Here is a 19,723-nt window from a genome sequence, read left to right as displayed (position 1 = left end):
TTGCCATGCACGTCTCGCGGGACTTTTCGCATTACGTCCGGACTGCGGGCGAGGGCGTCCAGCACATCGATCTCGCGGTCGAGGGCGTGCACTGCGCCGGCTGCATGGCCAAGATCGAGCGCGGGCTATCCGCGATTCCCGACGTCATGCTGGCGCGCGTGAACCTCACCGACCGGCGCGTTGCACTGGAATGGAAGGCGGGCACGCTCGATCCTATCAGCTTCATCGACCGCCTCGAAGAGCTCGGCTATAAGGCCTATCCTTACGAGACCGAGAGCGCGGAGGCGACCGAGGTCGCCGAATCGCGCTTCCTGCTGCGCTGCCTCGGCGTCGCCGCGTTCGCCACCATGAACGTGATGATGCTATCGATCCCGGTGTGGTCCGGCAACGTCTCGGACATGCTGCCGGAGCAGCGCGATTTCTTCCACTGGCTGTCGGCGCTGATCGCGCTGCCGGCGGCGGCCTATGCCGGCCAGCCGTTCTTCCGCTCGGCCTGGCGCGCGCTGTCGGCCAGGACCACCAACATGGACGTGCCGATCTCGATCGGCGTGACGCTGGCGCTCGGCATGTCCGTGGTCGAGACCATCAACCACGCCGAGCACGCCTATTTCGACGCGGCGATCATGCTGCTCACTTTCCTCCTGGTCGGTCGCTTCCTCGACCAGAACATGCGGCGGCGGACCCGCGCGGTCGCGGGCAATCTCGCCGCGCTTAAGGCGGAGACCGCGGCCAAGTTCGTCGGGCCCGACGAGATATCCCAAGTGCCGGTGGCCGCGATCTATCCCGGCGACATCGTGCTGCTGCGGCCCGGCGAGCGCTGCGCGGTCGACGGCACTGTGATCGAGGGCCGTTCCGAGATCGACCAGAGCCTGATCACCGGCGAGACGCTCTATGTCACGGCCGAGCAGGGCACGCCGGTCTATGCGGGATCGATGAACATCTCAGGGACCTTGCGGGTGCGGGTCTCGGCGGCCTCCGAGGCGACGCTGCTCGCCGAGATCACGCGGCTGCTCGACAATGCGCTGCAGGCGCGCTCGCGCTACATGCGGCTCGCAGACCGCGCTTCGCGACTCTACGCGCCGGTGGTGCATGCCACCGCGCTCGTCACCATCCTCGGCTGGGTCATCGCGGACGCCGGCTGGCATGATGCCATCGTGACCGGCGTCGCGGTGCTGATCATCACCTGTCCCTGCGCGCTCGGGCTCGCCATTCCGACGGTACAGACCGTGGCCTCTGGCGCGATGTTCAAGGCGGGTGTGCTGCTGAATTCCGGCGATGCCATCGAGCGTCTCGCGGAAGCCGATCACGTCATCTTCGACAAGAGCGGCACGCTGACGCTGCCCGATCTCGAAGTGATGAATGCGGCCGATATTCCCGCCGATATCTTCGAGCTTGCCGGGCGGCTCGCGCTGTCGAGCCATCATCCGGTCGCCGCCGCGGTCGCGCAGGCCTCCGACGCCAGATCGCCGATCGTTAGCGCGGTCGAGGAGGCCGGCCAGGGCGTGCGCGCTGTGCTCGATGGCATCGAGATTCGCCTCGGCCGTCCGTCCTTCTGCGGCGCCGAGACGCTGGTCTCCGACGTGACAAATCTCGATCCCGAAGCCTCCGTCGTGGCGTTCAGCAATGGCAGCGAAAAATTCATCCTCTCCGTGCGCCAGGGCCTCCGTCCCGATGCGCAGGCTGTGATCGCGGCGCTGAAGGCGCGCAATATCGGCATCGAGATTCTCTCCGGCGACCGTGAACCGGCGGTGATCGCGGCGGCCCATGCGCTGGGTATCTCCGAATGGCGAGCCGGCGTGACCCCGGCCGACAAGATCGCGCGGATCGAGGTCTTGAAGCAGCGGGGCATGAAGGTCCTGATGGTCGGCGACGGCATGAATGATGCGCCGTCGCTGGCGGCAGCGCACGTCTCGATGTCGCCGATCTCGGCCGCGCATTTGAGCCAGGCGACCGCCGATCTCGTCTTTCTCGGCCGGCCGCTGGCTCCGGTCGTCGCCGCCATCGATGCTTCGCGCAAGGCGCTGCACCTGATGCGGCAGAATCTCTGGCTGGCGATCGGCTACAATTTCCTCGCGGTGCCGGTCGCGATCAGCGGCGTCGTCACGCCCTTGATCGCGGCTGCCGCCATGAGCGGATCGTCGATCCTGGTGATGCTGAATTCGCTGCGTGCGCGCGGCGCCCCGCGGGAGATCGTGTGATGGAAATTCTGGTCATCCTGGTGCCGCTGGCGCTGATGCTCGGTCTCGCCGGTCTGGCCGCTTTCCTTTGGTCGCTTCGAAGCGGCCAGTACGACGATCTCGACGGCGCCGCCTGGCGCGCCATCGCCGACGACGAGCCGCCGCAGGAGGCGCCGGCCAAGCGCTAGCGCTTCAAGGCGAGCGTCAGCAGGGCCGCGACAGCGAGCGCCAGGCCCACCCCGGCCACGCAGGCATGCCAGCCATACGCGTCGAACAGCCGGCCGAGGACGGCGGTGCCGACGAGCCCACCGCAGAAATAGCAGGCGAGATAGGTGCCGCTGGCGATGCCGCGGTTTACAGCCGCAGCCTGTCCGACGAATCCTGTCGCAGCCGCTTGCGCGGAAAAGGTGCCGCTTCCGACCAGAACCATCCCGGCGAGGACCGCGCCCAGGTGCGGGACCAACATCAGCGGCAAGCCGACCCCGGCGATGGCGAGCGAGCCCCAGATCGTCGGACGCGTTCCGAGGCGCGACGCCACTTTGCCAGCCAGCAACGTGGTGACCACCGACGGCAGGAAGACGAAGTAAACGAAGCCGAGGTCCATCATGCCCAGCGACAGCGGTGGTCGAACCAGAACGAAATTGACGAATGTGAAGGTGCCGATGAATGCGAACAGGATGCAGAAGCCGATGCCGTAGGCGGCACGCAGCCGTGCATCCTGCCACTGCGCGATCGTCGCGGCAAACGCCGATGCCGTCGACGTCGTTGCACGCGTCGGCTGTACGCGCGCAATGGTGAAATAGACCAGGGCGGCACCGGCCAGATTGAGGGCCGCGAAGAAGTAGAAATTCCATGCCAGGCCAAGGCTATCGGCGATCGCGGCCGAGACCAGCCGGCCGACGAGATTGCTGGCGACGTTTCCTGTGATGTAGGCGGCAAAGGCGCCGCCGGAATCCATTGCGCTGCATTGCTCGCCGAGATGAGCCAATGTCAACGCGAAGGCGGATGCCATGCAGAGGCCCTGCGCGACCCGCAGGCCGGTGAAGACGGCAAGATTGGGCGCAGTCGCCAGCAGGCTCGTCGGAATCGCGAGCAGGGTCAGGCTGAGCAGGATGCCGGTCCGCCTGTCGATGTGCGGGCTGAGAAGGCCGACGACGAGGCCTGCGACAGCCATGCCGAACGTGCTGGCGTTGACGGCCAGGCTCATCGCGGCCGGCGTGACGCCGTAGCGGCGCGTCAGCGAGGGCAGGATCGCCTGTGTCGCGAAGAGATCGACGACCGTCAGGAAGGCAGTGAGGCCGATCACGAGAGAGCGAAGCGCAAGACCTGGTGAATGCGCGTCCATCGTCATCGCGGTTGGTTTGATCGGCGCGGAAAGATCGGTCATGGCAGGCCTCCCTTGTGATGAATGTGGCGCCCGCATGCGGGGCAGCATGGGGATCGCGGGCGCCACATTCCGTCACGCGTGCGCTGGGGTCGCGCACCCGTTACATGTTGTGGTCGTGCGGGTCCTTGCGGACGTCGCCGACATAGAGAATGACCGTTTCCTTGCCGAGGTTCTTCCACCAGTGCGAGGTGCCGGACACCTCCGGGCGGATGTCGCCGGCCTTGTGCACGATCGGATCGACGCAGTTGGAAACGTGTTCGACGATCTCGCCTTGCTGCACGAAGATCAGGGCAGGGCGGTCGTCATGGCTGTGCCAGGGCACGATGCCGCCGGGCTCGATGGTCAGCTTGCGGAAGCGCAGCTCGCGGCCTTCGATATGCGCCGGCTGTTTGCCGAGGTCGATGGCGCCGAGCGTGACGTCGGTGACGCCGACCGGCTTGTAGTCGACCATCTGCTGCGCGTTCGGCTTGATCTTGTCGGCCGGGCATTCGCCGGCGGAGACTGGCTGCGCCGAGAGTGTCAATACGCCGAGGATGGCCAGGCCGGGCCAGACCGCACGCGACAATGTGTGATGCTTGAACATCGGGACGTCTCCTGTGTTGGCCGCAACCGCAATGGTCGCTGGCTCTGTTGGGACTTTCGTCGAGAGGGCGCTCGTTCTGAAATGCTCTTTCGCTCTCGCTGCGATAGACCGGCGCTATCGGGCCCGATAGGCGCTCGCTATCGAACCGATTGGGGATTGGCATTTCCGCTTCCCGAGCGACTGGCGTTCGATGGTGGGGCGCCCGGTTGGCGGGCGTTCACGTCACTCCGGAGGAACATCTCATGACGAAATTGTCCAAGACCTTGATTGCCACGGCTGCGTTCGTGGTCATCGCCACATCGGCCTTCTCGGAAGCCACATGGGACTTCAAGGCCGGCATGGCCTACATGTATGGCGGACCCGGCAAGATGTCGGCGATGGCCATGGCCCCGGCGGAGAAGAACCACGAGGCCATGATGAAGAACGCCAAGAAAGTCCCCGACAACACCGTCTTCTTCATGGACAACGGATCGCTGTATTCCACCTCGGGGCGCCTGGACCCGACCGGCAATTTCTACGTGAACTGATCGCGTGCGCATGACGGCCGCCCCTTGCGGGCGGCCGGATCGGGCACCTAATATTCGTCCCCTGAACGCTGGAGCGCAAGATGACCTCTCTCTCGCCGGCCGATGCCGAGCGGCTTAAACACGCCTTCCAGCGCTGCCGTGACATGGATGGCACGCTGAACGAGCAGCTCCGCGCCTATGCCGACGCCAGCCGCGACGTGTTCCCGGCCTATGGCGAGGCAGTCGACAATCTGGTGACCAGATTGAATGGAAACGGCGGCGGCGAGACCGCGCCGCGTCCGGGCGAGTCGATGCCGCCGTTCATGTTGCCGGACGAGAGCGGGCGTCTCGTCGCGCTGTCCTCACTGCTGGAGAGCGGCCCGGTCGCCGTGATGTTTTTCCGCGGCCATTGGTGTCCCTATTGCCGGCTCAATGTCCGCGCGGTGGTCCAGGCGCTGGACCGCGTCGAGTCCATGGGTGCGCGCATAGTCGCGATCATGCCGGAGACGCAGGAATACACCCAGCAGCTCAAGGCGGAAGCTGGTGCCCCATTTCCGATCCTGACCGACCTCGACAACGGCTATGCGTTGTCGCTCAATCTCGCGATCTGGCTCGGTGCCGAGATCCAGCACCTGTTGTCCTATCAGGACATGGCGAAATTCCACGGCAATGATGGCTGGATGCTGCCGATCCCGGCCGTGTTCGTCGTTGGTCGCGACGGTCTCGTGAAAGCCCGCTTCGTCGATCCGGATTTCCGCAAGCGAATCGAGATCGATGATCTGCTTGAAGCGTTGGAAGGCGCGAGCAGGGAGGCCTGAAAGAGTGAGGAGCGAGCGTGGCTGCTACCCCGCAATCTCCCGCCAATCCGCACCGCGCAACATGCGCATAACGGCATTGGCCACCGCCGTGCGCTGCCGGCCGGCCACCCCGTAGAGGCTGACGGTGCGACGGGCGTCCAGCCCGGCGACCGCAGCGCGCGTCAACGTCTCCGGAACGGGCGAGGTGTGCGGCAGCATGGCGACGCCGATGTCGGCCTCGACCAGCTCGATCAAATCGCGCTCGTTCGAGATTTCGTGACCCTGCTCGATCGCGATGCCGTGCTCGCGCAGGCTCGCCGAGATACGGGCGGAATGCTCGCAAAACGTCCGGCTCAGCAGCTGCTCCGCGCGCAGATCGTCCAGTTCGATGCTGCTGCGGCCGGCGAGGCGGTGTCCGTCGCTGACCACGAGCTCGAAGCTCTCGGTGAACAGCGGCCAGACATCGAGCCGCTCCCAGGCCTCGTCGATGTCCGCGGCAATCCCTAGCTCGGCCTCGCCCTTCTTCAGGAACTCGGCCACTTCACGACTCGAGCCGCGCAGGAAGCGGAATTCGAGCCGGTTGAACTGCCGCTTGATCTGGTTGAGATGCGGAATGAGGAGCGACAGGTCGATCGCATGCGTCAGCGCGACGCGGAGCGCGCCGATCTCGCCGCTCCGGAACGAGGAGGCCAGCGATCGGGCGCCGGTGGCCGCTTCGAAACACTGCTTCAGCAGCGGATGCATGCGCTGGCCGAGCTCGGTCAATTGCGCCGCGGGCCGTTCGCGGCGAAACAGATCGCCGCCGAGCTCGGCCTCGAGCTGCTTGATCGCGCGCGTCAGCGAAGGCTGCGTCACGTTGCATTCCTCGGCGGCACGCGTGAAGTTCAAGAGTTGCGCCACCGCGAGGAAATAGCGGACCTGGTGCATTTCCATGGATCGGCTCCCGGCAAGATCAGCCGAAAGCTAGCCGATCGGCGCGGAGAATGACATCCCGACCGCAATAGAGCACAGGCATGGTTTCGGAAGCCAACGGGCATTTCCGTCAAACCCGGCGATGCTTCACAGTCGGCTCAGCACAAGTCGTCATGCCAAAGGAGTTTGCCCGTGAATATGTCCGTCAAGCCGCAGACGTCCGCCTCCCGGGCGCTCGCGGGCAAGGTTGCGCTGGTCACGGGCTCAACCAGTGGCATCGGCCTCGGTATCGCGCGGGCACTTGCCGCGGCCGGCGCCGACATCGTGCTGAACGGCCTTGGTGTGGCGGCCGAGCTCGACCGGACGCGCGAGCAGATCGCGGCGGAGTTCGGCGTCAAGGCAAGGTTTTCGCCGGCCGACATGACCAGACCGAATTCGATCGCCGAAATGATCGCGGCGACGGTTGCGCAGGCCGGCCGCCTGGATATCCTGATCAACAATGCCGGCATCCAGCACGTTGCGCCGCTGGAGCAGTTTCCGGTCGAGAAATGGGACCAGATCCTCGCGATCAATCTGTCGTCGGCCTTCCACACCACGCGGCTCGCGCTGCCCGCAATGCGACAGAACGGGTTCGGGCGGATCATCAACATCGCCTCCGCGCACGGCCTGGTCGCCTCGCCGTTCAAGGCGGCCTACGTCGCCGCCAAGCACGGCATCGTCGGGCTCACCAAGGTGACCGCGCTGGAGACGGCAGAAGAGGGCATTACCTGCAACGCGATCTGTCCCGGCTATGTCTATACGCCACTGGTCGAGGCGCAGATCGATGGGCAGGCCAAGGCGCATGGAATCTCGCGTGACCAGGTGATCCGTGACGTGCTGCTGGCGCAACAGCCGAACAAGCGCTTCTCGACCGTCGAGGAGCTCGGTGCGCTCAGCGTATTTCTGTCCACCAACGCAGCGGCCACGATCACCGGGATTGCGTTGCCCGGGGACGGAGGCTGGACCGCGCATTGAGGCGAGCGCGTAACATAGGATCGTTAGGAGCGAACATGGCAAGGGTACGGGCTCTCAGGGAGCAGAATATGAACGATGTGAAGCGCGATACCAGCGTGTCGAAGGATCTGCCCGGCCAGGTGGTGCTGGTGCTTCAGGGCGGCGGTGCACTCGGATCCTATCAGGCCGGGGTGTACCAGGCGCTGCACGAGGCCGGCATCGAGCCGGACTGGATCATCGGCACCTCGATCGGCGCCATCAATGCGTGGCTCATTGCGGGCAACGCGCCTGACCAGCGGCTGCTGCGCCTGAAGCAGTTCTGGAAACGGATGGAGCAGAATCCGGTCTGGAATCTGCGCACCCCGTTTGCCGGCTTCAATGAAAAGCTCGCCTATTGGTCGACCTTGACCCACGGCATTCCCGGCTTCTTCCGTCCCAATCCATTGGCGCATGCGGGCGATTCCTATCCGCTCGGAGCCGATCACGCCGGCTTCTATTCGACGGCGCCGCTGGAGCGGACGCTGCTCGAGCTTGTCGATTTCGGCCGGATCAACCGCTGCGCGCCACGGTTGACGGTCGGCGCCGCTCACGTCCGCAGCAGCCAGATGCACTATTTCGACAGCCGCGACGGCGAGCTGACGGTGAAGCATGTCATGGCTTCGGGCGCGCTGCCGCCGGCGTTTCCGGCGGTACGCATCGACGGCGAGCTCTATTGGGACGGCGGCATTCTGTCGAACACGCCGACCGAGGCCGTCTTCGACGACAATCCGCGCAAAAATTCGCTGATCCTCGCCGTGCATTTGTGGAATCCCGCCGGCGCCGAGCCGACCACGATGGCGGAGGTGCTGAACCGGCACAAGGATGTGCAATATTCCAGCCGGATCGCGAGCCAGATCACGCGCCAGCAGCAAACCCATCGCCTGCGCCACGTCATTAGCCAGCTCGCCGCGCGACTGCCTGAAAGCGAGCGCAGCAATCCGGCGGTGAGGGAATTGATCGACTACGGCTGCCCGACCAGGATGCATGTCGTGCGCCTGCTTGCGCCGCAGCTCGACCGCGAGAGCCACACCAAGGATATCGACTTCAGTCCGTCCGGCATCATGCGGCGCTGGGATGCCGGCTATTCGCACACAAAGTCAGTGCTTGAGCGAAGGCCGTGGGTTGGCGAGTTCGATCCGCTCGCGAGCGTGGTGCTGCACGAACATATGGACGAGATGCCGATGGCGGCGGAGTAGGGCCGCAAGCGATCGTCCCCTTCATCGAATTGCCACATGCCTTGCGGATTGTCGGTCCTGGTCCGCAATCGAAAGTCCCTGCAGGTGGTGTCCGGGAGCGAACTTGAATCTGCCCTTGATACCGTCCGCGCCAACGCGGCGGGACCGGTCGCCGGCGTGTTCGGCCCTGACACGGTGACCTGGCAAATCGACCGCGAGGCCGTGATCTTTCTCGGCGCCGGCCGGGCGCTGCTCCTTCAACTCGCGCATCCCTGGGTCGCCGCCGCCATCGCCGAGCATTCGAAAACCCTCGCTGATCCGATCGGACGATTTCACCGCACCTTCGACATCGTCTTTGCCATGGTGTTCGGTTCGCTTGACCGCGCGCTGTTGTCGTCGCGGCAATTGCACCGGCGCCACAGCATGATCGTCGGCGAGATGCCCGAGACCGTCGGTCCATTCGCGGCAGGCTCGCGCTACTGTGCCAACGACATCCCGTCGCTGCGCTGGGTTCATGCCACGCTGGTCGAGGCCGCGCTGATGGCGCATGATCTGGTCTTGCCGCCGCTCGCGGCGGACGAACGCGAACGCTACTGGGCCGAGAGTCGGTTGTTCGGTGCGTTGTTCGGGTTGACGGCGCACGATCTGCCGGCGGACTGGTCCGGCTTTGCGGCCTACACCGCGGCAATGACGCAGTCGGATACGCTGACCGTCAGCCCGGCCGCGCGCGAGATCGCCGCGCAGATCTTTGGTGGAGCGCGCCCTTGGTTGCGTCCGCCGCGCTGGTATCGCGCGCTCACCGCGAGCCTGCTGCCGGAAAGCTTGCGTGTGGGATTCGGGTTCGAGCTTGACGAGCGTGACACCAGATCCGCCGAGAAGGCGCTGCGATGGATACGGCGGGTCTATCCAAGGTTGCCAGACCGGCTGCGCTATGTCGGTCCCTACCAGGAAGCGCAAGCGCGGCTGCGCGGAGAGCCGCAGCCCGACTGGATGACGCGGTGCCTCAACCGTGCCTGGATCGGACGGTCGCAGATGGATGTGCGCGGGAGGGGGTGAAGTCCTCCGCCGTTGCCACAAACCACCGTCATTGCGAGGAGCTCTTGCGACGAAGCAATCCAGGCTGCTGCCACGGAAACAGTCTGGATTGCTTCGCTACGCTCGCAATGACGAGGACACGCAGGCCTCACACCGCCGCCAGCTTCCGGTACAGCGCGTTGTAGCTGCCGGCCGGGATGCTCCAGGAGAACGACCGTCCCATCGCACTGCGACGCATGGTGTCGAGCTGGTCCTGCACCATGAAGGCGGAGAACGCACGGCGGACGCCGCCGAGGAAGGATTCATGCGAAGGTTTTGAGAACAGGAAGCCGGTTTCGCCGTCGGTAATGGTCTCGGCGAGGCCGCCGGTCTGGTGGCCGATCGGCAGCGAGCCGAAGCGCTGGGCGTACATCTGGCTGAGCCCGCAGGGCTCGAAGCGTGACGGCATCAATGTGAAGTCGCTACCGGCGAAGATACGGCGCGCCTGGGCCTCGTTGAAGCCGATCACGACCCCGATCGCGTCAGGCCGCCGGCGATGCGCGTCGATTAGCGCCTGCTCGAGCGCCGGCTCGCCGGAGCCGGTGACCACGATCTGCCCGCCGGCATCGACGATCTCGTCGGCCGCCGCCAGCACGAGGTCGATGCCCTTCTGGTGCACGAGGCGGGCGACGATGCCGAACATCGGGCCGCGCGACACCGCAAGCCCGAACTGCTTGCGCACGTAATCCGCATTGGCCTTCTTGCCGACCCAGTCGCCGGCGCCGAACTGCTGGGCAAGCTGGGCGCAGGAACGCGGGTCCCAGCTCTCGTCGATGCCGTTGAGGATGCCGGTGAGCTCGGCCGCGTCGGAGCGGACTCGAAGCAGGCCTTCGAGACCGCAGCCGAATTCATCCGTGGTGATCTCCCGCGCATAGGTGCCGCTGACTGTGGTGAGATGCGAGGCGTAGACCAGCCCGGCCTTGAGGAAGGAGAGCTGGTCGTAGAACTCGACGCCGTCGATGTGGAAGGAGCTCTCCGGCGCGCCGATCCGCCGCAGCGAGTCCTTCGGGAAGAGGCCCTGATAGGCGAGGTTGTGAATGGTCAGGATCGACGGCAGCTTGGAGCCGCGCCAGGCGAGGTAGGCCGGCACGAGCGAAGCCTGCCAGTCATTGGCGTGGATCAGGTCTGCTGCCCAATCCTTGTCCAGCGTGCCCATCGCCAGCTCAGCGGCGGCCGAGGCAAAGCGCGCGAAACGGATGTCGTTATCGGGCCAGTCGCGCCCGGACTCGTCGCCATAGGGGTTGCCGGGCCGGTCGTAGAGTTGCGAGCACAACAGCACATAGACCGGCAGGCCGTCCTTGGTCGCGGCGCGGCCGAGCGAGCAGGCCGGCATCTCCGCGAACGCCGGACAGCGGCCAACGACCTGAATATGCGTGAGTTGTTCGATGATGTCGCGATAGCCGGGCAACATGACCCGCATGTCGGCGAAAGGACGAAGGGCTCGGGGGAGTGCAGCGGAAACGGCTCCAAGTCCGCCGACGCGGACAAAGTCGTCCATTTCTGTCGTAACGAACAAGACCCTCAAGAACTGCTGCCCTCTGCCGGAGCCCGATTGCTGCTATGCAAGAACGGGTCCAGTTGCCCTGGAATTCCCAAGCCCGCCCGCGAGACGTGTCTGTTCGGTAAAGACTTTCCTACTCAGCGGCCGCCCTCTAGGGTCGGCGCACCAACAACAGAGAACTTCGATAAGTTCCTAAGTGACTCAAGGACGCAAGCAGGCATGCAGCTATCAGATAAGCATGAGGGGACCACGCCAAAGGCCTTCGCCGGCCTTAGGGTCCTGGATTTTTCGACCACCATCGCCGGTCCCCATTGTGCGCGGATGCTCGCCGACATGGGCGCCGAGGTCATCAAGATCGAGACCGACGGCGGCGAGACGATGCGGACCCGGCCGCCGCTGCGCAAGGGCTGCAGCACCGTGTTCGGCCAGCTCAACGTCGGCAAGAAGAGCGTCGTGCTCGACCTCAAGTCCGAGGACGGCAAGGAGGCGGTCCGCCGGCTGGCCGCGACTGCCGACATCCTGGTCGAGAACTTCCGCCCGGGCGTGATGCATCGGCTGCGGCTCGACTATGACAGAATACGCACGGTCAGCCCGAAGTTGATCTACTGCTCGATCTCCGGCTACGGCCAGAGCGGCCCGTCGGCCGAGCTGCCGGCCTATGCGCCGGTGATCCATGCAGCCTCGGGCTACGACATGGCGCATCTCGCCTATCAGCCCGGCCGCAGCCGCCCGGATTATTGCGGCATCTACCATGCCGACGTCGTCACCGGCACCTACGGGTTCGGCGCGATCGCGTCGGCGCTCTACCAGCGCACCCTGACTGGGCTCGGCCAGCATATCGACGTTTCCATGCTGGAATCGATGCTGACGCTGACATTGATCGAGTTGCAGAACTCGCAGTTCACCGTGAAGCCGCCGCCGCGCCCGATGTTCGGGCCGACCGAGACGGCGAGCGGTTATGTCATGATCACGGTTGCCAGCGAGAAGACGTTTCAGGGACTGATGGGAGTGATCGGCCGCCCCGAATGGATCTCCGATCCGCGCTTCTCCACCTACGCCGCGCGTCGCGATCATTGGGCCGACTTGATGGACGGTGTCGAGGCCTGGTCGCGGCAGCTCTCGACCGATGTCTGTCTTGTCGCGTTAGGTGCGGCCGGCGTGCCGGCCTCGGCCTACCGCACTGTGTCCGAAGCACTGGCCGATCCGCAGCTCGCGCACCGAGAGGCGCTCTCGTCTGTCGAGGATGAAGGCGGCTCGTTCCAGGTCCTCAATCTGCCGTTCCGGATGACCGGTGCTGATACAACACCGGGCAAGACGATGGCCGTTCTTGGCGAGCACACGGACGGACTGCGCGCGGAGATCGGGCTCACCGACAATGCGCCAATTCCGTCAGGCAAAACAGCCGTGCAAGGCTGAGGGCAAGGCTGACGGCAAGTCTCACGGGAAGTCTGACGGATACCACGCTGTGGCAAGCAATGCGGCGTTGCGCGTGGCCGGCTTGCCATCATCCGTCAGCCTAAATTAGACAGGTCCGAGTTTGTCTCGTCCCGCCGCCCATGCCATGGTGGCGACGACAAGAAAAATATCCGGGAGGACGCCAATGAAAAGTTTCAAGGTCGCCGATTTCAAGGCGCCGCTGCAGGAGTTCGACGAGGCCACGCCGCAACCGTCCGGCACGCAGGTGCTGATCAAGGTGAAGGCCGCCGGCGTCTGCCATAGCGACCTTCACATTTGGGAAGGTGGCTACGATCTCGGCCACGGCCGCAAGCCGCTCTCGCTGAAGGACCGCGGCATCAACCTGCCGCTGACCATGGGGCACGAGACGGTCGGCGAGGTGCTCGCCTTCGGCCCGGACGTGAAGTCGTCGGACCAGGGCGACGTGAAGATCGGCGATGTCGGGCTGGTCTATCCCTGGATCGGTTGCGGCAAATGCGCGACCTGTCTCGCCGGTGACGAGAACATGTGCCTGACGCCGCGCTCGCTCGGCGTCTATTGCGACGGCGGCTATTCCGACCACATGCTGGTGCCGCATCCGCGCTATTTGCTCAACCTCAAAGGCCTCGATCCCGCGTCAGCTGCACCCTACGCCTGCTCGGGCGTCACGACCTACAGCGCGCTGAAGAAGCTCGAGCAGCACTTCCACACGCCGATCGTGATGTTCGGCGCCGGCGGACTTGGCCTGATGGCACTGTCGCTGCTGAAGGCGATGGGCGGCAAGGGCGCGATCATGGTCGACATCGACGCGAAGAAACGCGAAGCGGCGGAGCAAGCCGGCGCGCTCGCGACCGTCGATCCCAAGGCGGCCGACGCGCTGGAGCAGCTTGCCAAGAAAGCCGGTGGTCCCATCCGCGCCGTGCTCGATCTCGTCGGAAACGCCGCCACCACGCAACTCGGCTTCGACTGCCTGACCAAGGGCGGCAAGCTCGTCCTCGTCGGCCTGTTCGGCGGCGGTGCGACCTGGGCGCTGCCGCTGATTCCGATCAAGGCGGTGACGATCCAGGGCAGCTATGTCGGCAATTTGCGCGAGACGCAGGAGCTGCTCGACCTCGTGCGAGCGAAGAACATAGCGCCGATCCCCGTGACGCGGCAGCCGCTCGCCAAGGCCAACGACGCGCTGGTGCAGCTGCAGCAGGGCGCGGTGGTTGGCCGCACGGTGCTGACGCCGTAACCAACGCTCCATCCTCCGTCATTGCGAGGAGCGAAGCGACGAAGCAACCCAGAGTGTTTCCGCAGATGCAGTTCTGGATTGCTTCGCTTCGCTCGCAATGACGATTTAGCTCGCTCCTCCTGAGGCTTCCCATGTCCGCAAATAACGCCTTCCACATTGCCGTGCTTGCCGGTGACGGCATCGGTCCCGAAGTCATGGCGCCGGCCATCGAAGTCCTGCGCAAGATCGAGACGAAATCCGGCCTGAGCTTTCGCTTCACCGAGGGGCCGGCGGGCGCCAATCATTATCTCGCCGCCGGCAAGTCGATGCCGGACACCACCATCAAGCTGTGCGAGGAGGCGGACGCGATCCTGCTCGGCGCCTGCGGCCTGCCGTCGGTGCGCTACCCTGACAACACCGAGATCGCGCCGCAGATCGAGCTGCGCTTCATCTTCGATCTCTATGCCGGTGTGCGCCCGGCGCGGCTCATTCCGGGCGTGCCGAGTCCGATCGTCGGCGCCGACCAGCGCGGCATCGATCTCGTCGTGATCAGGGAGTCCACCGAAGGCCTGTTCGCCTCGATGGGCAAGGGCGTCGTCACCCATGAGGAGGCGCGCGAGACCATGCTGATCACGCGCAAGACGTCCGAGCGCCTGTTCGAGTTCTCGTTTCGTCTCGCCGAGCGGCGCAAGGCGCGCGGCAAGCCCGGCGCGCTGGCCTGCGTCGACAAGGCGAACGTGTTCAAGGCCTTTGCGTTCTTCCGCGGCATCTTCGACGAGATCGCCAAGCGTCATCCGGAGGTGAAGACCGACCGGCTCTATGTCGACGCCTGCTCGGCGATGCTGGTGAAGCGTCCCTGGGATTTCGACGTGATGGTGATGGAGAACATGTTCGGCGACATCGTCTCCGACATCACCGCGAGCCTGATCGGCGGCCTCGGCATGGCGCCGTCGGCCGACATCGGCGACAAATACGCCGTGTTCCAGCCGTGCCACGGCACCGCGCCCGACATCATGGGGCAGGGCAAAGCCAATCCCACCGGGATGATCCTGTCGGCTGCAATGATGCTGGACTGGCTCGCCGACAAGCACGGCGTCGAAGGAGCGGCCGAGGCCGGCGAGACCATCGAGCGTGCGGTGGACAAGGTCTATGCCGACGGTCTCAAGCCGATGGAATTTGGTGGCCGCAACGGAACCGCCGACATCACGAAGGCGGTGCTTGCGGCGCTGTAGTCAAGGAAGAGAGGCCTCGCGGCCCCTCGCAATTCACCAGCGACGCCAGTGGCGGTGGCCGCCCCAGCCCCACGGACGGCCGCCGTAGAAGCGTCGCGGGCCGCCGTAAAAACCGTAGGCGCCGTAATAATTCGGACGCCAGAAGCAGCGACCCCAGGGGTTGCAGACCCAGCGCACCTGATCGACGTCGGCTGCCGGGCCGCTCGCGATACGGTCGGCCTGCGGAATGCCGTTCGGCATCGCTGCGAGTGCCTGTCCTGATGCGAGAGCGGCGCCGCCCAGGGCAGCCAGACCAACAACAGCAAATTTCAGTTTCATCGCAATCTCCCTCGTTTGATGGCGAGAGAACTTCCAGCAAATCAGCCGGTTGCTATGGTGTTGCGGGGCCGTGGGAATTTAATCTTCCTGAATGCATGTTCAGTTTGCCCGCCGTCATCGCGAAGAGCCAAGCAGGCAGAGGCACTCTGGATTGTTTCATTTTGCTCGCTGGCGACGGAATCACTGTCCCTGGAACTGCGGCTTGCGCTTCTCCATGAAGGCCTGCCGGCCCTCGCGAAAATCCACGCTGTCCATACAGGCCGTGCCGACCGCCCTGATCGCGTCCATGTCGCGCGCGCTTTCGTCCTTCAACACTTGCGCGATGGTGAGCTTGGCGGCCTTGATCGCGAGCGGCGCATTTTGCGAGATCGTCTCGGCGATGGCCATGGTCTCGCCCCAGAGCTGATCCTCCGGAAGCACGCGCTCGACCAACCCGATGCGCAGCGCTTCCGACGCATCGATGCGCATGCCCGTATACATCAGGAGCCGTGCCCAGGACGGGCCAACCAGCGACACCAAGTGCCGCAAGCCGTCATAGCCATAAGCGATGCCGAGCTTCGCCGCGGGAATGCCGAACTGGCTGCCATGGGAGGCGATGCGGATGTCGGCGAGCATCGCCACCTGCATGCCGCCGCCGAGACAAAAACCCTGGATGCAGGCAATCGTTGGCTTGGGATAATCGGCGAGCAGCGCGCGCTGGGCGGCGCTGCGTTTTGCGTATTCCTCGGAAGCGGCGGCGTTATGGCGCGTCTTCTCGAACTGGCTGATGTCGGCGCCCGACACGAATGCCTTGCCACCGCCGCCGCGCAGGATCACGACGCGCACGGCAGCGTCATCGCGTAAGGCGGTCAGCGCCTCGCCAAATCCCTCCCACATCTCCAGCGACATCGCGTTGCGCTTGTCGGGATTGTTGAACGTGATCACGCCGACGCCACTGGCTGTGTGCTTGAGGATCTTGCCGTCGGCGTAGGGAATTTCGGTCGTGCTGGACATGTCGGACATCGCGGGCGCTTTCGTTGGCGAGGCGCAATGTTCGGCCGGGGCGAGGCCAGGGTCAACCGCGACAACGGACCTGGCTTTGCAGCCGCCTGTGCCGCGATTGCATGGCGCGATCTATCTGGTCATGTGCGCGGTCAGCGGGTGGCTGCCGGCATTGCTGAAGAAGGCCGCCTCTTCGGCGGTCGCCTCCAGCAACTGCTCGTCCTGGTGATAGACGTCGTTGCGGAACTGGACGGTCTGGTCCTTGGTCATCCACGCCGTGAGGTAGATCCAGGCCACCGGCACCTTCTTCGCCATGGCGACGTCGAGATGCTGGCCGCTGGCGATCTCCGCGTCGATCGCGGCGCGGCTCCATTTCGGCTGGTCCTTCAGCAGCCAGGCGGCGAGATCGCGCACATTGTCGACGCGCGAGCAGCCGTGGGAATCGAAGCGGTAATCATCGCTGAACAGATTGCGCTGGTTGGTGTCGTGCATGTAGACCGAATAGGAATTCGGCATGTCGATCTTGACCGCGCCGAGCGCGTTGAACGTGCCGTTGTGCTGGCGCACGGTGAAATTCGGCGTATGGGTGCCCGACCAGTCAACCGAATTCGGGTCGATCGGATTGTCGTGGGCGTCGAGCACCTCCATGTGCATGCGCGACAGATAGCTGGGATCCTTGCGCATATGCGCGGAGATCTCGGTCTTGGCGATCGAGGAGGGCACCGTCCAGGTCGGATTGAGGACGACGCTGCTGATCTGGGCCGTCAGCGTCGGCGAGGGCTTTTCGGTCTTGCCGACGATCACGCGATAGCGCCTTACCACGACGTCGTTCTCGACCGCTTCGGCAAAGGCGGCGGGGATGTTGACCACGACATAGCGCTGGCCGAAGCCGAAATTCATGTTCTCGAGCCGCTGCAGCGAAGCCTCCAGCTGCCGGATGCGCTTCTGCACCGGCACGTTCATCGCCGCGATCGTGCGCGGCGTCATCGTTCCGGTCGGCGCGAGGCCGTGGCGGGCCTGGAAGCGTTTCACGGCGTCGGCGAGATCCTGGTCGAAGGCGCCGCTCGCCTTGTCGGCGGAAAGATCGCCGGAGACGATCAGCCGCTTGCGCAGGAGATCGTCATTGGCGCCCTGGGCGCCGGGCGCGAATTTGGCGTCCGCCGGGATCGTCGGCCAGCCGCCGCGCACGGCCAGATCGGAATAGCTCAGCGCCGCATCCTTGATGCGCTGGGCGGAGCCTTCGTCATAGGTCGGCTCATGCGTCAGCGCGAGCGCTGCGGCCGAACGGCTCTCCGCCGTAGATGCGGCCGCCGGCGCGGCGGTTTTCGGTGCGGCTGCGTGGGCCGGATTGGCGATGGCCGGCACCGTGCCAGCCGCAGTCGCCGGCTTGGGCCCGGCCTGTCCAATGGTCTCGGTCTGAGCAAGCGCAGAGGCGCTCGCAAGCATGCCGACGGCAATGATTATCGCATGGCGCTTCGACATGTGTCCCATCTTCCCTATGAGAGCGAGGCCCGGACAGGCGCTCGCATCGGCAATTCCCGGTTCGTCGGGCTGATTCGAGAAATCGGCGGGAGGCTAGCGCCTCCCGGTTGCGGCTCCCTTAAGCACGGCGCATCGCGAGCCCCATGCGCAAGGCACGCGGTCTCTGGATTGGGTCGCGAGAGGGCCGGAATGGGTTCGCGCAAACCGCGGGCGACGGCGGGAAAAATGGTCAACAAAAAGGGGCGGTCATGCCGCCCCGAGAAGTCCGCGCGAGCGCGCGGCCGGAGATATCTCGTCCGGATCTCGTCCAATCCCGCCGCGCCCCGTGGCGCGGCGGATTGAACATCGGGCAGAAAGGCACGAATGCCGATCGGCTCAGGCTTCGTTCGCCGCGATCGATTCCATCAGCGAGACGAGCTGACGCTGCACCGTCTGGTCCTTGATCTTGCTGTAGGCGCGCAGCAGGCGGAGGCTGAAGGCCGAGTCCAGGAAGAGCAGGCTCTCGACTTCGCGCGCCTTGTTGTCGCCGTCATAGAAGAAGGTCACGGGCACATCGAGGGCGGTGGCGATCTGCTGAAGCCGGGCCGCGCCGACGCGATTGACGCCCTTCTCGTACTTCTGGACCTGCTGGAAACTGACGCCGAGCTTCTCGCCGAGCTCGGCCTGCGAGACCTTCATCTCGACGCGCCGTAGACGGATTCGCTTGCCCAGCTCAATGTCCGGCTTGCCGGCACTGCGCTGCTTCATTCTCTTCGCCGCTGTCTTCATCTTTTTTCTCATCGGTCTTCGGTTGAAAACCCCCCGAAGAGCTGGGTCAGGGGTTCGCCCATATACTCGTCCTTGAATTCATGCGGGTGCACGAACTCTTCCTTAAACCACGGGAAACGCGCCGGATTGAAGGCTTCGATCAGCCAGTCAATCATGTGTCGTACGCGCGGAATCCGGCCGCTACCGGGATGGTAGGACAACCAGATATCCAGCGGTCTGTTCAGCTCGACCTCCAGTGGAATCAACTTCCCGCCAAGCGCAATGGCGTAGCTCGGAAACACGCCGATTCCGGCGCCATTCGCGACCGCCCAGTAGTTGGCGCTCGAGACGTTGGTCTTCATGACCAGAAGGTCACGTTCCGGAACGCCGGGGAAGAAGCTCTCGAAAGTTTGCTTGGCAGCAAGCTGGTCGGCGAACTGCAGCACCAGGCGGTGCTTGATCAACTCCATCGCCGAGCGCGGCGCGCCATGTTTCGAAATGTATTTCTCGGAGGCCCAGAACATCAGATGCATGCGGCCGAGCCGCACCAGCTTGACGTCGAGCGCCGAAGGCCGCGACAGGTGAATGGCGACGTCGGCCTCATGGCGGGAGACGTCGGCCGAACGCATCGCGCAATGCAGATCGACCAGGATCTTCGGATAGGTCTGCTGGAATTCGACCAGTCGCGGGGCGAGCCAGAATGTGCCAAGTCCCTCGGTGACGGCGACGCGGACCTCGCCGGACAGGGCGTTCGCCGTCGAATCGCTGGTGCGCAGCACGTCGAAGGCAGCCGCCTCCATTTGCTCGACGGCGGAGACCACCAGCGCGCCTTCGTCGGTCAGACGGGTGCCGTGGACGTCGCGGGTGAACAACGTGGTGCCGGTCTGGCGTTCGAAATCATCGATCCGGCGGCGAACGGCGTTGATCGACAGCGACAGGCGCTCGGCCGCCGAGCGGAAACTTCCGCATCGGACAACTTCCAGGAAAATGCGCGCCGCATCCCAGTCCGAGAGGCCGCTGACGTTTGTCTTTGGGCGTTCCTCCAGAGGAACGCCCCTTTCCGCCAAGGAGTGCATACAAGTCCCTTCGGGTCGCTAAACTGGCAGAATCTCGGGCAAACCACAACCACGGCGGGTTGGGGAACGACGAGTTTTGAACGTCATCCTTACTAC

At 64.8% G+C, this 19,723-nt stretch carries 19 protein-coding genes; 10 read left to right on the top strand and 9 right to left on the bottom strand.

All coding sequences use genetic code 11. The features are described 5' to 3' along the window. Nucleotides 1-5: 5 nt before the first annotated feature. Together IVB36_RS35340 and ccoS are read left to right on the top strand one after the other, a co-directional pair. Entirely contained in the window at nucleotides 6-2,198 is a 2,193-nt protein-coding gene (locus tag IVB36_RS35340; protein WP_247394675.1) for a cation-translocating P-type ATPase, read from the top strand. Then, nucleotides 2,198-2,365: a cbb3-type cytochrome oxidase assembly protein CcoS gene (gene ccoS, locus IVB36_RS35335; RefSeq protein WP_007594007.1), complete on the top strand. Its 168-nt coding sequence runs from the start codon at nucleotides 2,198-2,200 to the stop codon at nucleotides 2,363-2,365. Before IVB36_RS35340 ends, ccoS begins: the two co-directional genes overlap by 1 nt. On the opposite strand, the gene IVB36_RS35330 is transcribed toward ccoS, so the two are convergent. Together IVB36_RS35330 and IVB36_RS35325 are read right to left on the bottom strand one after the other, a co-directional pair. Beyond that, nucleotides 2,362-3,564, bottom strand: coding sequence for an MFS transporter (locus IVB36_RS35330; protein WP_085352100.1), 1,203 nt, complete (start codon nucleotides 3,562-3,564; stop codon nucleotides 2,362-2,364). The genes ccoS and IVB36_RS35330 overlap by 4 nt on opposite strands. 100 nt (nucleotides 3,565-3,664) lie before the next feature. Beyond that, the gene (locus tag IVB36_RS35325) at nucleotides 3,665-4,147 is read right to left on the bottom strand and encodes a cupin domain-containing protein (RefSeq protein WP_204510570.1); all 483 of its coding nucleotides are present in this window, start codon (nucleotides 4,145-4,147) and stop codon (nucleotides 3,665-3,667) included. A gap of 242 nt (nucleotides 4,148-4,389) precedes the next feature. On the opposite strand from IVB36_RS35325, the gene IVB36_RS35320 reads away from it, so the two are divergent. Together IVB36_RS35320 and IVB36_RS35315 are read left to right on the top strand one after the other, a co-directional pair. Beyond that, on the top strand, nucleotides 4,390-4,674 hold the full coding sequence (locus IVB36_RS35320; protein WP_247394530.1) for a hypothetical protein: 285 nt from the start codon (nucleotides 4,390-4,392) through the stop codon (nucleotides 4,672-4,674). Between the two features lie 80 nt (nucleotides 4,675-4,754). Continuing rightward, complete coding sequence (locus IVB36_RS35315) at nucleotides 4,755-5,471, top strand: peroxiredoxin-like family protein (protein WP_085362251.1); 717 nt, start codon at nucleotides 4,755-4,757, stop codon at nucleotides 5,469-5,471. 24 nt (nucleotides 5,472-5,495) lie between these two features. On the opposite strand, the gene IVB36_RS35310 is transcribed toward IVB36_RS35315, so the two are convergent. Then, a complete protein-coding gene (locus IVB36_RS35310; protein WP_247394527.1) occupies nucleotides 5,496-6,383 on the bottom strand; it encodes a LysR family transcriptional regulator in 888 nt (295 codons plus the stop codon). Nucleotides 6,384-6,560: 177 nt separating this feature from the next. Between IVB36_RS35310 and IVB36_RS35305 the strand changes: the two genes are divergently transcribed. The 3 genes from IVB36_RS35305 to IVB36_RS35295 all read left to right on the top strand — a co-directional run bounded on the left by IVB36_RS35305 (nucleotide 6,561) and on the right by IVB36_RS35295 (nucleotide 9,625). Continuing rightward, nucleotides 6,561-7,376 carry a 3-hydroxybutyrate dehydrogenase gene (locus IVB36_RS35305; RefSeq protein ID WP_247394734.1) on the top strand — a complete coding sequence of 272 codons (816 nt, stop codon included), beginning with the start codon at nucleotides 6,561-6,563 and terminating at the stop codon, nucleotides 7,374-7,376. Between the two features lie 68 nt (nucleotides 7,377-7,444). Then, nucleotides 7,445-8,590, top strand: coding sequence for a patatin-like phospholipase family protein (locus tag IVB36_RS35300; RefSeq protein WP_247394524.1), 1,146 nt, complete (start codon nucleotides 7,445-7,447; stop codon nucleotides 8,588-8,590). A gap of 84 nt (nucleotides 8,591-8,674) precedes the next feature. Further along, nucleotides 8,675-9,625, top strand: a complete 951-nt coding sequence (locus tag IVB36_RS35295; protein ID WP_247394718.1) for an oxygenase MpaB family protein — start codon at nucleotides 8,675-8,677, stop codon at nucleotides 9,623-9,625. A 127-nt stretch (nucleotides 9,626-9,752) separates the two neighbouring features. On the opposite strand, the gene glgA is transcribed toward IVB36_RS35295, so the two are convergent. Then, nucleotides 9,753-11,168 (bottom strand): glycogen synthase GlgA, encoded by a 1,416-nt coding sequence (gene glgA, locus IVB36_RS35290; protein ID WP_247394673.1) that lies wholly within the window; start codon nucleotides 11,166-11,168, stop codon nucleotides 9,753-9,755. A 195-nt stretch (nucleotides 11,169-11,363) separates the two neighbouring features. On the opposite strand from glgA, the gene IVB36_RS35285 reads away from it, so the two are divergent. The 3 genes from IVB36_RS35285 to IVB36_RS35275 all read left to right on the top strand — a co-directional run bounded on the left by IVB36_RS35285 (nucleotide 11,364) and on the right by IVB36_RS35275 (nucleotide 15,023). Further along, nucleotides 11,364-12,560, top strand: a complete 1,197-nt coding sequence (locus IVB36_RS35285) for a CaiB/BaiF CoA-transferase family protein (RefSeq protein ID WP_247394520.1) — start codon at nucleotides 11,364-11,366, stop codon at nucleotides 12,558-12,560. Nucleotides 12,561-12,744: 184 nt separating this feature from the next. Continuing rightward, a complete protein-coding gene (locus tag IVB36_RS35280) occupies nucleotides 12,745-13,812 on the top strand; it encodes an alcohol dehydrogenase (RefSeq protein ID WP_247394517.1) in 1,068 nt (355 codons plus the stop codon). A gap of 131 nt (nucleotides 13,813-13,943) precedes the next feature. Then, nucleotides 13,944-15,023: an isocitrate/isopropylmalate dehydrogenase family protein gene (locus IVB36_RS35275; RefSeq protein WP_247394500.1), complete on the top strand. Its 1,080-nt coding sequence runs from the start codon at nucleotides 13,944-13,946 to the stop codon at nucleotides 15,021-15,023. A 33-nt stretch (nucleotides 15,024-15,056) separates the two neighbouring features. Here IVB36_RS35275 and IVB36_RS35270 read toward each other — a convergent pair whose 3' ends face one another. The 5 genes from IVB36_RS35270 to IVB36_RS35250 all read right to left on the bottom strand — a co-directional run bounded on the left by IVB36_RS35270 (nucleotide 15,057) and on the right by IVB36_RS35250 (nucleotide 19,627). Continuing rightward, nucleotides 15,057-15,341, bottom strand: a complete 285-nt coding sequence (locus IVB36_RS35270) for a hypothetical protein (protein WP_085352111.1) — start codon at nucleotides 15,339-15,341, stop codon at nucleotides 15,057-15,059. A 180-nt stretch (nucleotides 15,342-15,521) separates the two neighbouring features. After that, nucleotides 15,522-16,343, bottom strand: a complete 822-nt coding sequence (locus IVB36_RS35265; protein ID WP_018457114.1) for an enoyl-CoA hydratase — start codon at nucleotides 16,341-16,343, stop codon at nucleotides 15,522-15,524. Between the two features lie 111 nt (nucleotides 16,344-16,454). Further along, complete coding sequence (locus IVB36_RS35260) at nucleotides 16,455-17,804, bottom strand: L,D-transpeptidase family protein (RefSeq protein ID WP_247300290.1); 1,350 nt, start codon at nucleotides 17,802-17,804, stop codon at nucleotides 16,455-16,457. Nucleotides 17,805-18,179: 375 nt separating this feature from the next. Then, entirely contained in the window at nucleotides 18,180-18,551 is a 372-nt protein-coding gene (locus tag IVB36_RS35255; protein WP_026233304.1) for a helix-turn-helix transcriptional regulator, read from the bottom strand. 29 nt (nucleotides 18,552-18,580) lie between these two features. Then, complete coding sequence (locus IVB36_RS35250; protein WP_231188740.1) at nucleotides 18,581-19,627, bottom strand: LysR family transcriptional regulator; 1,047 nt, start codon at nucleotides 19,625-19,627, stop codon at nucleotides 18,581-18,583. Nucleotides 19,628-19,723 lie beyond the last annotated feature (96 nt).

Source organism: Bradyrhizobium sp. 35 (genome assembly GCF_023073215.1).
Lineage (GTDB): Bacteria > Pseudomonadota > Alphaproteobacteria > Rhizobiales > Xanthobacteraceae > Bradyrhizobium > Bradyrhizobium canariense_D.
The sequence above is the reverse complement of the archived record's forward strand: the minus strand, read 5'-3'. Positions and strand labels throughout refer to the sequence as shown.